Source organism: Paenibacillus sp. FSL H8-0280, assembly GCF_045040665.1.
In the GTDB taxonomy this organism is placed as follows: Bacteria; Bacillota; Bacilli; order Paenibacillales; family Paenibacillaceae; genus Paenibacillus; species Paenibacillus xylanexedens_A.
The window spans coordinates 5,750,889-5,763,329 of the sequence record NZ_CP150296.1; the positions used below are offsets into that span (position 1 = coordinate 5,750,889).

Genomic DNA, 12,441 nt, shown 5'->3' on the forward strand with positions numbered 1-12,441 from the left:
CTTTCTGTTTATCCTGTTTTGTTGCTGTTGGTTAAAATAAATTATTTGCCAGACCCAGCCAGAGACTGCTCAGCGATTTGTACCAGACGTTTGGTGATATATCCACCCAAAGATCCTGTTTCACGGGAAGTGTAGTTACCATAGTAACCGTCTTGTGGGATAGTTACACCCAGTTCCTGTGCAGCCTCGATTTTCAATTGTTGCAGTGCTGAATTTGCCTGAGGTACCACCAAGTTGTTAGAACGAGATCCTTGAGCCATATTTATAATCTCCCTTCAATCTGTGTCTGTAATGTAATTGCAAGCTTGCAAGATTATTATGGCTCGTAGGCTACAGGTTATACGGAGTTTTACTAAATTTGTAGATGGAGGTTTTTCCCAATGAGTAAAGGTTTGTCTTTATGGTTCGCATTCTCTTCGATTATCTTGTTAACGGTTTCAGCAATTATGATCTCCTACTCCGGTTGGTTTGCTGCACTACTGTTTGTCCTGTCCATTGCCAACATTGGCTGGGGATTTGTGATTCGCGCCAAAAAAGAACGTCAGGAAGTTCGCTCGGCTGCTTCAGAGCCCACTTCTTGAGCAGGTCATTTGATAGTTCAATAATGAACGCATGAATAAAGAGGAGTCCTTCAATAGGGCTCCTCTTTATTTGTGTTAACTATTCATTGCATGAAATGAATAGTTTGTTCAGGACTACTGTTTACGTCTCGGAACAAATCCCATACGTTCTTTCACTGCATCCAACGTTTGAGCAGCAACTTCTTCTGCACGGCGGGCTGACGTATCCAGAACATCGGCCAATTCGCCAGACTCACGAATCTCATTATATCGTTGTTGGAGCGGTTCAATCACAGATACAACCACTTCAGCCAGTTCCTTCTTGAATGGACCGTACATCTTGCCTTCATAACGCTCAGCTACTTCCTTAAGCGTCATACCTGCACATTCAGCATAAATACTCATCAGATTGCTGACTTCCGGTTTGTTTGCCGGATCATATACGACTTCACGTCCCGAATCTGTAGTGGCACGGCTGATTTTTTTGCGAATCACATCCGGCGGATCCAGCAGGGCAATATAGCTGCCAGCGTTAGGGTTACTTTTGCTCATTTTCGAAGAGGCATCATCAAGGGACATTACCCGTGCACCCACCTGTGGAATATACGGATCTGGAATGGTGAAGTACTCCCCATAACGGTGGTTAAAACGTCCTGCCAGATCACGTGTCAGTTCCAGATGCTGCTTCTGATCCTCACCTACTGGTACAAGGTCAGCATTGTATAACAAAATATCAGCCGCCATTAATGATGGATACACAAACAGTCCGGCACCAACGGAATCTTTACCGGATGATTTATCCTTAAACTGAGTCATGCGTTCAAGCTCACCCATGGAGGTCAGCGTTGTCATCAACCAGCCCAATTCCGCGTGCTGCGGTACATGGGATTGCAGAAATACGTTAGATTTCGAAGGATCAATACCTGCTGCAATAAACAGCGCAGCTACCGCTTCCGACTGTTCGCGCAATGCTGCTGGCTCCTGAGCCACGGTGATGGCATGAAGATCAACCACCATGAAATGACATTGGTAGTCATGCTGGAGTTTTACAAAATTTTTGATTGCACCAATATAGTTGCCCAATGTGAGCTTACCGCTTGGCTGAATACCTGAAAGTACTGTTTTCATTGCACATAACGCCTCCCTGATTGTATAAAAAAACTCCTGCCATTCTCTGCGAACGCAAAAAGGCCCCACATCCGCAAGGGACGTGAGACCGTGGTGCCACCCTTATTCGCTTTTCTTCGATTGCTCCTGACCCTGTATCAAGTCAAGCCGAAGAAATGCCTTCATTGTTCCGTAACGTGGATTATACGGCAGACTCTAGTGGGGCAAGCCCATCTCTGGCTTAACCTGTTCAAACCTACACTCAAGGGTCCATTCGGTAAAGAGCTCACACCGGTTCACATCAACCACCGGCTTTCTGAAGAGGATTCTCTTGGCCTACTTATCCCTGTCATCGATTTCAAGTCATTCAATTCTAATAAATGCTTTTAGAGTTCCATCTTAATGCGCACAGGCGTGAATGTCAAAATGAGTTGAACTTTTTTACCCGAGACATCAAAATCTGTTATGATGGAATTGCTTATCCTGTTGCCTGCTTCACACGAAATAGCGCAGGAAATCGCTGGCATGTACACAACGATACGCCTGCAGCAGTAGCTTCATCACAACTGCTTGCAGACAGATTTCAAGTGGGAAAAGGAGCATCGATATGAAACAAGTGACCAAAGGCCAATGGAATGGTTACGACACGTATATCCTACATAGCCGTGAATTGGAAATCACCCTGCTGCCGCGTCTTGGAAATAATATTATTTCTATTCGCGATTTAGTGCAGGACAGAGATGTCGTCCGCCGTCCGGATGAAGACGATCTTGCCTTTTATCTGCAGAAGCCGTACCATTTTGGCGTTCCTCTCCTGATTCCACCAGGGCGCATTCATCGTGGACAATTCGAATATGAAGGCGTTCGTTACCAGTTTGATCAGAACACGGCGAATGACAACCATATTCACGGTCTCCACCGTACCCAATCCTGGTGTGTCAGTGACATTGAGGAAGATGAAGACGGCTGTGCAATTACGACTGAATTACTGACCGAAAATGAAGAGCATTGGATGGCCCAATTCCCGATTCCCCTAAAACTTGAGATGACGTTCAGTCTGCAAAACGCTGTATTTAGCCAGCGTCTTCGAGTCACCAATCTGAGCTCAACGCCTGCTCCTTTTGGGATGGGATATCATACATGGTTTTTGTTAGACGGCAAACCTGCCGACTGGACACTGCAATTGCCTGTTTCCGGAATATACGGACAGAATGAAGAACAACTACCGACAGGTGAACTGGAGTCCCTGGGTGAATGGTCTGCTCTGAACGAAGGCATCAATTTGCAGGGACGTAACTGGGATACCCTGTTGAAAGCTACCGAAGGTGAACCGGCTACGGCTTACTTACGCAGACAAGATGGATATACATTGAAATATTCAGCAGATGAAGCATTTTTCAAACATTGGGTTCTCTTTACCAAAGGTGAATCCGATCAGTTCTTGTGCATTGAACCGTACACTTGGCTCCCGGATGCACCTAATTTGGCTTTATCGGATGAACAAACCGGGTTGATTCGCTTGGAACCGGAACAGCCTGTTGAGTTATTTACACGTATTGAGGTTATACCTCCTACAGACTAAGCGAGCTGATCATGCTCTATTTTGCTTTTACGCATATCACCCTATATTTTGATATCCAAATACAACTTGCCGACCCGCATTGGGTCGGCTTTTTTATGTGTCCTGTGCACGGATATTTATCCATATTTTCCCTTACGCCATATCATGTATATTTCCGTATTCTCTAACCATACTAACATCACCAACCCATAAGGAGGTGACACATATGTACGGAAGTCAAAACCAAGGTAGCGGTAGCCGCTCCAACAACCTGGTCGTTCCCCAAGCAACAGCAGCATTGCAACAATTGAAAATTGAAGCTGCTCAAGAGCTGGGTGTAACTATTCCACAAGATGGTTACTACGGTAACTATACTTCCCGTGAGACAGGTTCTCTGGGTGGATACATCACTAAACGTCTGGTGCAAATCGCTGAGCAGCAATTATCGGGTCGTTCGTAAGCTCGTAATTATTGCTTGAGCCTAAGCAGAATCCAAAAGCAAAAAGCGGCCTTCTTCGGAAGTGCCGCTTTCTCTTGTGCAACTAATTATGAGGTCGACTCCATATCTGAATCCTTGTATGTATTGGTTCTAGGGTAACGAATCATCAAGCTCGCCATATTGTAATTAGACTCCATCGTTGCATCTACCAAAATCATACCTTGTCTTACTGTGAAGTCGTACGATATTTCGCCATGTGTCCAATTACGTTTGAATTTCAACGTCTCCAGTGCCATTGCCCGGAAAGAAGTTCTCTGGGTTTCGTTTAGCCCCCCTTCCTCCACAGCCATCTGCCCATCTCGTCCAGCTATCGGATTATGTCGAATACCGAATTTCCCAATTACGTTGTTTCGTATTTGCACAAAAACTACCCCTGAATCTAACCCTGATAACTCATGATCAAGTTCTTTGAATACCAGATCCAACTGTCTCGCTAATGAAAGCTCATCAATTTTCATATTAACACTCTCCTTATATGCTTATAGTCCTATACAGCAAGGACTTACGACTCATTATATGACATCATATGTGCTCATTCAACAAAGAACGGCAAAGTTGGGTATTTCTAACTATGATTTGCACAATTAATTGCCATTCCACTCCCTTAAACTGAGCTTTTTCACTTATTTACGACAAAATCTTCGAGAATCAAAAATGAGGATTCTGTACAAAAAAAGGCTGCAATCCTGTGTCTGTTAACACGGAATTGCAGCCTTTTCATATATATTCAACCTATTATGTTCAACCTATTTTTCGGTTGCTGTCATCTGCAGAAACTGCTCAATATCGGCAATAACCAAGTCCGCAGCATTTTGCCAGAAATCCGGTTGTGTCAGGTCCGTACCCAAATGTTTCTGGGCCAGTTCTTCGACCGTCATACGTCCTGTATCCCGCAACAAGTCATCATATTTATCTGCAAATGCTGTACCTTCTTGCTGTGCTCTCGCATAGATTCCTGCACTAAACATATAACCGAACGTGTATGGGAAGTTATAGAATGGAACACCTGTCAGGTAGAAATGTAGTTTGGATGCCCAGAAATGCGGATGATCTGTTGCAAGCACACCACAGAACGCTTCCTGCTGTGCCTCCACCATTAATTTGGATAACTCATCCGCGTTGACCAGGCCTTTTTTGCGTTGCTCATAGAAACGATTCTCAAACAGGAACCGGGCATGGATATTCATAAAGAATGCCACACTTCGCTGTATCTTGTCTTCCAACAACGCCAGCTTCTCTTGCTCATCTGTTGCTGCCTGTACCAGGGCATCTGCTACAATCAGTTCAGCAAACGTGGAAGCTGTCTCGGCCACATTCATCGCATAGCGCTGATTCAATGCGGGTAACTCTTCCATAATGTGTTGATGATATCCATGACCAAGTTCATGCGCAAGAGTCGACACATTGGACGGCGTCCCGGAGAAGGTCATGAAAATCCGGGTTGCTTTGCTAAGTGGCAAAGACGTACAGAATCCTCCTGGGCGCTTGCCAGGACGGTCTTCTGCTTCGATCCAGCGTTTCTCAAAAGCCATCTCTGCAAACGAAGAAAGTTTAGGACTGAACTTGGCAAACTGTTCAACAATAGTCATTGCTGCCTCATCGTAAGTGATCTTGCCACTTGATTGGCCTACAGGTGCATCAACATCGCTCCAGCTGAGCTTATCTACCCCCAGCAGTTCTGCCTTGCGCTCCAGATATTGAACAAGCGCAGGCTTCGCCCCGTTAATCACATTCCACATTGTATCCAGTGTCTGACGTGACATCCGGTTGATGGCCAGAGGTTCTTTGAGGATATCATCCCAGCCACGTTTCTCATACAACTTCAGTCGGAATCCTGCGAGGTGGTTCAGCGTGTCTGCACAGAAATCTTCGACATCGGTCCAAGCCTGCTCCCAGTTTGCAAATACCGTCTCCCGTACATTCCGATCACTATCACTCAGCTTGTTGGCAGCCTGTCCTGCGGACAGCATTACCGTTTCTCCATCTTGCTCAAAAGGAATGTTCACCTTGCTGACAATCGTATTATAGAATTTGCCCCAACCATGGTACCCATCCACACCCAGATCCAGGGCAAGACCTTCCAGTTCCGGCGACAGCTTCTCACGAGCCAGCGTGCGACTCTCGTTCAATGCAAATGCCAGCGGCTGAATATCTTCCCGAGCAATCCACGCGTCCCACACCGAATCCGATGTCTGACTAAGTGTATTATCGAACTTCGACTTACTGCCGTTCAGCATCGCAGCAAGGGAACTGATGGCTCCCTGAAGCTGCGTTGCCTTCTTGTCCTTCTGGTTTTGTGATGAGAGGCAGGAAACAAACGCAGAACCTTCCGATACGCGGATATAGCAGCTTTGCAGCAGTTCCAAAATCGGATCAAATGCAGCCGTCTCTTGTAATGAAATCGGTGCAGGTGTTTCGTTCAACAGATGTTGCAGTTTACGTACATCCTCTTCCAGTTCAATCAGATACGCAGCGAATGTCTCGGAGGAAGAACCTCCACTAAAAATGGACTCCAGATCCCATACGGGGTGTAATGGCGTTTTCATTTAATAAGGCACCTCTCTCTATAAATTGGATGGTTAGGATTGAATTAAAAACTGGTTTTATGCGTGCCATATCTCTATACTAGAGAAATAGCTACAGAGGTTGTTCAAAAAGTCCACTTTTGATTACGAATCATGCCTAACGGCATCATCAGCATCGAATATGAAATTCAGCCGAAATAAGCGGATGCTTACGAAGGTTGTTTCCTTTGGAAACAATGTAGTTGCTCACGTAGTTTGCCTACGCTCCGCTACTCCATTTCTAGCTTCATTCCATCTTCTCGGTACTGAAAACCAGACTTTTTGAACATGTATTCATAGTAACTTTCAGGAGGTAAACGTATGAAACCTTTACAAGTATCGGCTGATACAGCCGTCAAATTAGCAGAATCCCTGGGCGTACCTTTGGAGCACCTGATGCACATGCCCCAACATATCCTGATGCAGAAGATTGCGGAACTCGCCAAACAAGAAGCCTCCAAACCTTCCGCACCAGAAGGCGAACAAGAATGATTCCGTTTGAGAACAGCTGGCCTTACGATATTGTGATGGGAGACATCTATGTACAGCAATGTCCCTACTGTCATGCAAGCAACGTGCTGCTCCCCCTCAAACCCAAAGAGCTTGTGCTCATTCGCGAAGGCAAAAAGAAATTACTGGTCTTTCCCTGCTGTAATACAAGCATGACCGTGATCGACAACGACAGTGACTATTTGTTATCCAGCCGTCCTGTCCGTAACTAATGTAAGATCAACCTAGAGGGGGCTGCGCTTCGCAGCCTCTTTGTCTGTTTCCAGCATCTCTTCAGGGAGTTCCAACTTACTTGAAATCATCTGCTCACGCAGCACGGCCCACTGTTCCCTTGAAGCACGAATCATGGCCGCATCTGTGATCCGCTTGTCATGAATGACCTTGCTGAACCATTGCACTGCTTCATTAAACCGTCCTACCCTGCGGTTCAATTCCCCGAGCAAATACAACAGCTTGGCTTCATTGCCACCCGTTCCTTCACGTTCGAACACCTTCACATAGGCTTCCAGGCTAAATTCAAGAAAACGATGTTCCTGTGCATGGTCCTCCATATAACGATACAACCAAGCTATATGATGCAACAGACCAGCAACGACACGATCTTTCTCCCGGATAACCTGTGCGCACAGCAAGGCAAGCTTGTACGTAGCCAGCGCCTGTTCCAGTGTTCGTGCTCCGCTATAATCACGTTTAACCCAGCGGTTACCGATCTGTTCCTTAAAAGCCTTGCGCTGAGCATCATTTAAATGCTCCGTTGCGTTCTCCGTCGTGGCAAACCCGCACTGCGGACAGATGCGAACCACATAAAAGTCTGGATTCTCCAGCTTGTAGTACGCACAAAAATCCGAATCCGTCCGGTAGGGCCTTTTCAAACTTGGTCTTACCCGTGAGGTTTCATACTCGGTTTCGCAATAATGGCAGGTCACTTTCACCTTATACAGCGGCTCTAATTCCAATCTCTTCCATCCCTCTCCCGTACGCTTGTAATCATATTCGGATCTACGGTGTATTCACAAAATGATGTGCAGGCCCGGATAAACGCTGCAGGATAAACGAATGCAAGGGCTCCTCCACACCAATCTGTGTTAAGGCTTGATCCATACATGCAAGCCAAGCCTCAGCCCGTTCAACCGTCACTTCAAAATGCATATGACGGGCACGCATCATCGGATGTCCAAACGCCTCGGAAAACAGCCCTGGTCCTCCAAAAAATTGAGACAAAAACATATACTGCTTGTCGATGACCGGCTGAATATCTTCCGGGAAAAGCGGAGCCAGCTGCTCATTCTGTTGAACGATCGGATAGAAAGCCTCGACCAGTGCGCGAACACCTTTCTCACCGCCAAGATTGTCATAAATACTCAAACTGGGATTCATTCGTCTGATTCCCCTTTCTGATGTCGAATTTTGCCATATATTACACGTTCCGTGAACATTGTGAAAACAGTAACAATATCCAGGCCACAAAAGCCTTTATCTCCATTCTATCAAAAAAAACCAAAAAGTCCTATATAACATGAAATCATCAGGACATGTAACCTGCTATCTGTATATAGGACCTTATTCGAAACATAACACAAAAAAAGCGCCAACCGCTTGGGTTGGCGCACTAGATATTTCATTAATAACTCCGCCAGTCCTCTTCCTCAGAGCGTACCAGCGAGGCACGTATCACATATACAAAAGCACAGACCAGGATTCCGGTGACAAGACTCATGATCATCACTCCATCCGAATTGAATTCCACCTTGGAGACAATTAGGTGACGTTCAGGCGTTTTTCTCATTTTAGCACACATCACTCAAAAACACAGCCACTTTTGCAAGCGCTTTCTACGTATAATTTTGTACTGTTTGTCCACTTTTTTTCATATATTGATGGCAATAACATCACAGACTTCCGCACACCGACCATTCCAAATATAAAGGAGAAGAATTCATGGCTGCTTCACAACGACTCACCCATGTCCTGGTCACACTCGCTCTCCTGATCCTTTGTGTGTTAATGGTCTTGTATCCAGCGGAAACCTGGCATGCAGGTGTACGCGGACTGTCCATCTGGTGGGACGTATTGTTTCCCTCCCTTTTTCCTTTTTTGGTGCTATCCGAGCTGCTGCTCGGCTTTGGCATTGTTCATTTTCTAGGTACCTTGCTGAATCCACTGATGCGTCCATTGTTTCGTGTTCCCGGAAGCGGTGGTTTTGTATTTGCCGTGAGCTGTGCATCCGGTTATCCTACAGGGGCGAAACTGACCGCGCAGTTATGGGAACAAAAGCTGGTTACCCGGGAAGAAGGAGAACGGCTCGTTGCCTTCACTACATCATCCGATCCGATCTTCATGATTGGAGCGGTATCGGTTGGCTTCTTTCATAATGTCGCCATTGCTCCAGTATTGGTTGCGAGTCATTACGCTGCAGCTTTTCTGGTGGGTATGCTCATGCGTTTTCACGGGGGTACAGCAAAAGACTCACACCCAGACAGTTCTTCTGGATCTCCATCGGAGGAGATACCTAGAAACAGACTGGTCCGGGCCATCTATGCGATGCATGAAGCAAGAAAGGCTGACGGACGGGCATTCGGTGAACTGCTGCGCCAGGCAGTCTCCTCATCCCTTCGCCTTATTATTATCGTAGGAGGGCTGGTTGTATTCTTCTCGGTCATGATGGAGCTGCTTGTCCAGACCGGTTGGCTTGGCGGATTATACGGCATAACCGAGCAATTGTTACGACATAGCGGACTGCCTCCATCTTTATCTCCTAGCTTGGTCGGTGGGCTGTTTGAAGTAACGCTGGGGAACAAAGAGGCCGGGAGTGCCGGGGCATCCATCCCCCTCGTCTATAAAGTGGCAGCAGCAGCCTTTGTTCTCTCCTGGGGCGGATTATCGGTCCATGCACAGATTATGAGTGTTCTTAGCAACACACCCATGAGATACGGTCCATTTCTATTTGCCAGAGCAATTCATGCGCTAATCGCACCTGTGCTGGTCCTGCTGTTATGGACACCCCTGATGGGGCGTTCCTCTTCACCCGTTCTCATGGAGCCCGGTTTCATCCCATCGTTATCAACGTATACACCGGACTGGGGACTGATTTTCTTGTCCGGAATGATTGTTTTTGTAAGCCTCATCGTGTTGTTGTTATTCCTTGCTATATTAAGTTCCATTCTCAAGCCTAGACGACATGCCAAAAAATAAGTGGACGATTCATCTATATTTAACTGAATATGCGCCCAAACGTTGTGTTCTTCCGCGGAATTGATTATCATCGGTAGTATAATGACCACAAAGGAGCTTTCATCTTGAGATACTATGTTCAAGACCGCGGAGACCAGTTATCGATTGATCTCAGTCAGCAGTTTCATGCGCTGGCGAAGGAAGAAGGGTTCAAGCTGGATGCAGAATCGCCGGAGATTGTTATCTCCATCGGGGGCGATGGTACGATGCTACAGGCATTTCACAATTTCATCGACCGTATTCCGGATATTGCTTTTGTTGGGGTTCATACAGGCCATCTCGGCTTTTACGCCGATTGGAAGAAGGAAGAATTACGGGAGTTAGTCAGGCTGATGAGTGGCAAAGGAGATCCGGAGCGTCTCAAACCACGCATTGTACAATACCCGCTACTGGAGCTTGAGATTCGGAAAAAGTCAGGGAATTCCTCTTACATCGCCCTTAATGAATTTACGTTAAAAGGTGTAGACGGTACAGTCGTAGCCCAGGTCGATATTAACGATGTGACATTTGAGATGTTCCGTGGGGATGGCATCTGTGTATCCACGCCATCAGGCAGCACGGCATACAACAAGGCCCTTGGCGGTGCCATGGTCCATCCGACCATCGAGGCGATTCAGATTGCGGAGATTGCATCGATTAATAACCGGGTCTATCGTACACTTGGTTCACCGGTTATTTTGCCCAAGCATCATCATTGTGATATTTTCTCCCGCAAGGATCAGCGGTTATTGATGACGATTGATCATGTGAACGTGATGGTGGAGGATCTGATCTCCGTCCGTTGTCAAGTATCCAGTCACAAGGTCAGTTTCGCACGTTTCCGCCCTTATCCATTCTGGAACCGGGTTCGCACGGCATTTCTTGACTAAAATAAACACACCAAAAAAGCGGTCCTTCTCAGGAACCGCTTTTTGCTTTGGCTTGAGGCTGATCCTTGCTCTTCTGAAGCACAAAGTACGCACAGCCAAAGTTACAATATTCATTGATATAATCCACCATACTGGCGATTGTGGAATCCTTTGTCGCTTTTGGATGGTTATCACGGTAAAAACCTTTTAACCTTAACTGGCTATAACCCCAGTCCCCGATAATATAATCATAACGCTCCAGCACTTCACTGTAACGATCACGGAAAACCTCTGGATTCCAGCCTTCTTTGTGGTTCTGGACGATTTCATAATTTTTGCCGCCGATTTGTACAATGACCGGTTCTTTGGGCTTTTCTTCAACCGATTCAACAACTGATTCCTGAACCGGCTCCTCGATCTGCTCCTGAAGTTGGTCCTGAATCTGTTCTGTGATTTTTTCTTCTTCCAATCCGGTATCCTCCATCACGCGTGTGTTGCCGCCTGTTCAGCATGTTTGGTAGCCGATTTCACCTGTTCATGCGCATGGTAGGAGCTGCGTACCATCGGGCCGGATTCGACGTGGCTGAACCCACGTTTTAATCCTTCCTGTTTCAATGCAGCGAACTCCTCTGGCGGATAATACTTTTCAACATACAGATGTTTCTCCGATGGCTGCAGATATTGACCAATCGTCATAATATCACAGTTCACCGCACGAAGATCATCCATTGTTGATAAAATTTCATTATATTCCTCACCTAATCCAAGCATAATGCTTGATTTCGTAGGGATGTTAGGTTGCATTTCTTTGGCACGAGCAAGCAATTCCAGTGAACGTTTATATTTTGCCTTGGCACGCACTTTGTCTGACAACCGCTCAACCGTCTCAATATTGTGATTCAGAATGTCCGGTTTGGCATCCATTACAATCTGCAAAGATTCCCGATCACCCAGAAAGTCTGGAATGAGAACTTCAACGCTGCACAATGGCAGGCGACGCCGTACGGCCTTCACGGTCTCTGCAAAAATCGTAGCTCCCCCATCCTTCAGGTCATCACGGGCTACACTTGTAATTACGCAGTGTTGCAGATTCATCTGCTCTGCTGCTTCCGCCACACGTTCTGGTTCCTGCAAATCAAGCTCCGTTGGCAAGCCTGTATTCACCGCGCAAAAACGGCATGCCCTTGTGCAAATATCGCCCAAAATCATAAAAGTGGCCGTTCGATTGGCCCAGCATTCATAAATATTCGGACATCGCGCTTCCTCACATACCGTATGCAGCGTTTTGGAACGCATCATCGTTTTCATTTCCTGATAGTTATCGCCGGTTGTCAATTTGATCCGAATCCAATCCGGCTTCGGTTCTTTAACACGTTTTGCCAATACATAAACCTTCTTTCTAACTGAAGTTAGGCTGTTGCTCGGAACATATTATACCATGAAAGCGCTGGAAAAACCCCCATTTGTCACATCTTGTGCATTCATGCCCGATATGGACAATTTGTATAATTCGATTCCCCCCAAGAGCTTACATGGATAAAATGAGAACTTTTGAAGAACG

At 46.3% G+C, this 12,441-nt stretch carries 16 protein-coding genes and 1 other annotated feature; of the genes, 7 read left to right on the forward strand and 9 right to left on the reverse strand.

Annotated features, from left to right (window positions below; genetic code table 11):
- Positions 1-41: 41 nt before the first annotated feature.
- Positions 42-260, reverse strand: coding sequence for an alpha/beta-type small acid-soluble spore protein (locus MHI12_RS25025; protein ID WP_017692386.1), 219 nt, complete (start codon positions 258-260; stop codon positions 42-44).
- 120 nt (positions 261-380) lie between these two features.
- On the opposite strand from MHI12_RS25025, the gene MHI12_RS25030 reads away from it, so the two are divergent.
- Positions 381-581 (forward strand): hypothetical protein, encoded by a 201-nt coding sequence (locus MHI12_RS25030; RefSeq protein ID WP_017692385.1) that lies wholly within the window; start codon positions 381-383, stop codon positions 579-581.
- A 114-nt stretch (positions 582-695) separates the two neighbouring features.
- Here the strand turns inward: MHI12_RS25030 and trpS are convergent, their stop codons facing one another.
- Positions 696-1,688, reverse strand: a complete 993-nt coding sequence (gene trpS / locus MHI12_RS25035; RefSeq protein ID WP_036605729.1) for a tryptophan--tRNA ligase — start codon at positions 1,686-1,688, stop codon at positions 696-698.
- A 73-nt stretch (positions 1,689-1,761) separates the two neighbouring features.
- Positions 1,762-2,029: a binding site (T-box leader), on the reverse strand.
- 245 nt (positions 2,030-2,274) lie between these two features.
- Between trpS and MHI12_RS25040 the strand changes: the two genes are divergently transcribed.
- Together MHI12_RS25040 and MHI12_RS25045 are read left to right on the forward strand one after the other, a co-directional pair.
- The gene (locus MHI12_RS25040; RefSeq protein WP_036673298.1) at positions 2,275-3,249 is read left to right on the forward strand and encodes an aldose 1-epimerase; all 975 of its coding nucleotides are present in this window, start codon (positions 2,275-2,277) and stop codon (positions 3,247-3,249) included.
- Positions 3,250-3,454: 205 nt separating this feature from the next.
- On the forward strand, positions 3,455-3,688 hold the full coding sequence (locus MHI12_RS25045; protein WP_047841310.1) for an alpha/beta-type small acid-soluble spore protein: 234 nt from the start codon (positions 3,455-3,457) through the stop codon (positions 3,686-3,688).
- An 86-nt stretch (positions 3,689-3,774) separates the two neighbouring features.
- Here MHI12_RS25045 and MHI12_RS25050 read toward each other — a convergent pair whose 3' ends face one another.
- Both MHI12_RS25050 and MHI12_RS25055 read right to left on the reverse strand, forming a co-directional pair.
- A complete protein-coding gene (locus MHI12_RS25050; protein WP_405170633.1) occupies positions 3,775-4,185 on the reverse strand; it encodes an O-methyltransferase in 411 nt (136 codons plus the stop codon).
- A 288-nt stretch (positions 4,186-4,473) separates the two neighbouring features.
- A complete protein-coding gene (locus MHI12_RS25055; protein WP_405170634.1) occupies positions 4,474-6,273 on the reverse strand; it encodes a M3 family oligoendopeptidase in 1,800 nt (599 codons plus the stop codon).
- 339 nt (positions 6,274-6,612) lie between these two features.
- Here MHI12_RS25055 and MHI12_RS25060 point away from each other — a divergent pair, with 339 nt between their 5' ends.
- Together MHI12_RS25060 and MHI12_RS25065 are read left to right on the forward strand one after the other, a co-directional pair.
- The gene (locus MHI12_RS25060) at positions 6,613-6,783 is read left to right on the forward strand and encodes a YycC family protein (RefSeq protein ID WP_017692379.1); all 171 of its coding nucleotides are present in this window, start codon (positions 6,613-6,615) and stop codon (positions 6,781-6,783) included.
- Positions 6,780-7,013 carry a hypothetical protein gene (locus tag MHI12_RS25065; RefSeq protein WP_017692378.1) on the forward strand — a complete coding sequence of 78 codons (234 nt, stop codon included), beginning with the start codon at positions 6,780-6,782 and terminating at the stop codon, positions 7,011-7,013. The genes MHI12_RS25060 and MHI12_RS25065 overlap by 4 nt, the downstream gene beginning before the upstream one ends.
- Positions 7,014-7,025: 12 nt before the next feature.
- Here MHI12_RS25065 and MHI12_RS25070 read toward each other — a convergent pair whose 3' ends face one another.
- The 3 genes from MHI12_RS25070 to MHI12_RS25080 form a co-directional block, all read right to left on the reverse strand.
- Entirely contained in the window at positions 7,026-7,757 is a 732-nt protein-coding gene (locus MHI12_RS25070) for a DUF2225 domain-containing protein (protein ID WP_036605724.1), read from the reverse strand.
- Between the two features lie 43 nt (positions 7,758-7,800).
- Positions 7,801-8,178, reverse strand: a complete 378-nt coding sequence (locus MHI12_RS25075) for a globin (protein WP_036605723.1) — start codon at positions 8,176-8,178, stop codon at positions 7,801-7,803.
- 244 nt (positions 8,179-8,422) lie between these two features.
- Positions 8,423-8,587, reverse strand: a complete 165-nt coding sequence (locus MHI12_RS25080; RefSeq protein WP_155984997.1) for a hypothetical protein — start codon at positions 8,585-8,587, stop codon at positions 8,423-8,425.
- A 152-nt stretch (positions 8,588-8,739) separates the two neighbouring features.
- On the opposite strand from MHI12_RS25080, the gene ylbJ reads away from it, so the two are divergent.
- A complete protein-coding gene (gene ylbJ, locus MHI12_RS25085) occupies positions 8,740-9,993 on the forward strand; it encodes a sporulation integral membrane protein YlbJ (protein ID WP_405170635.1) in 1,254 nt (417 codons plus the stop codon).
- A 104-nt stretch (positions 9,994-10,097) separates the two neighbouring features.
- Positions 10,098-10,901: an NAD kinase gene (locus tag MHI12_RS25090; protein ID WP_036673293.1), complete on the forward strand. Its 804-nt coding sequence runs from the start codon at positions 10,098-10,100 to the stop codon at positions 10,899-10,901.
- 28 nt (positions 10,902-10,929) lie between these two features.
- Here MHI12_RS25090 and MHI12_RS25095 read toward each other — a convergent pair whose 3' ends face one another.
- Positions 10,930-11,349, reverse strand: a complete 420-nt coding sequence (locus MHI12_RS25095; protein WP_245838390.1) for a YutD family protein — start codon at positions 11,347-11,349, stop codon at positions 10,930-10,932.
- 14 nt (positions 11,350-11,363) lie between these two features.
- Positions 11,364-12,263: a lipoyl synthase gene (gene lipA, locus MHI12_RS25100; protein ID WP_405170636.1), complete on the reverse strand. Its 900-nt coding sequence runs from the start codon at positions 12,261-12,263 to the stop codon at positions 11,364-11,366.
- Between the last annotated feature and the right edge of the window lie 178 nt (positions 12,264-12,441).

Coding starts and splice junctions, on each gene's coding strand:
- ylbJ (WP_405170635.1), top strand. CDS start 8,740: ATGGCTGCTTCACAACGACTCACCCATGTCCTGGTCACACTCGCTCTC.
- MHI12_RS25025 (WP_017692386.1), bottom strand. CDS start 260: ATGGCTCAAGGATCTCGTTCTAACAACTTGGTGGTACCTCAGGCAAAT.
- MHI12_RS25055 (WP_405170634.1), bottom strand. CDS start 6,273: ATGAAAACGCCATTACACCCCGTATGGGATCTGGAGTCCATTTTTAGT.
- MHI12_RS25030 (WP_017692385.1), top strand. CDS start 381: ATGAGTAAAGGTTTGTCTTTATGGTTCGCATTCTCTTCGATTATCTTG.
- MHI12_RS25050 (WP_405170633.1), bottom strand. CDS start 4,185: ATGAAAATTGATGAGCTTTCATTAGCGAGACAGTTGGATCTGGTATTC.
- MHI12_RS25040 (WP_036673298.1), top strand. CDS start 2,275: ATGAAACAAGTGACCAAAGGCCAATGGAATGGTTACGACACGTATATC.
- MHI12_RS25075 (WP_036605723.1), bottom strand. CDS start 8,178: ATGAATCCCAGTTTGAGTATTTATGACAATCTTGGCGGTGAGAAAGGT.
- MHI12_RS25065 (WP_017692378.1), top strand. CDS start 6,780: ATGATTCCGTTTGAGAACAGCTGGCCTTACGATATTGTGATGGGAGAC.
- MHI12_RS25045 (WP_047841310.1), top strand. CDS start 3,455: ATGTACGGAAGTCAAAACCAAGGTAGCGGTAGCCGCTCCAACAACCTG.
- MHI12_RS25060 (WP_017692379.1), top strand. CDS start 6,613: ATGAAACCTTTACAAGTATCGGCTGATACAGCCGTCAAATTAGCAGAA.
- MHI12_RS25080 (WP_155984997.1), bottom strand. CDS start 8,587: ATGAGAAAAACGCCTGAACGTCACCTAATTGTCTCCAAGGTGGAATTC.
- trpS (WP_036605729.1), bottom strand. CDS start 1,688: ATGAAAACAGTACTTTCAGGTATTCAGCCAAGCGGTAAGCTCACATTG.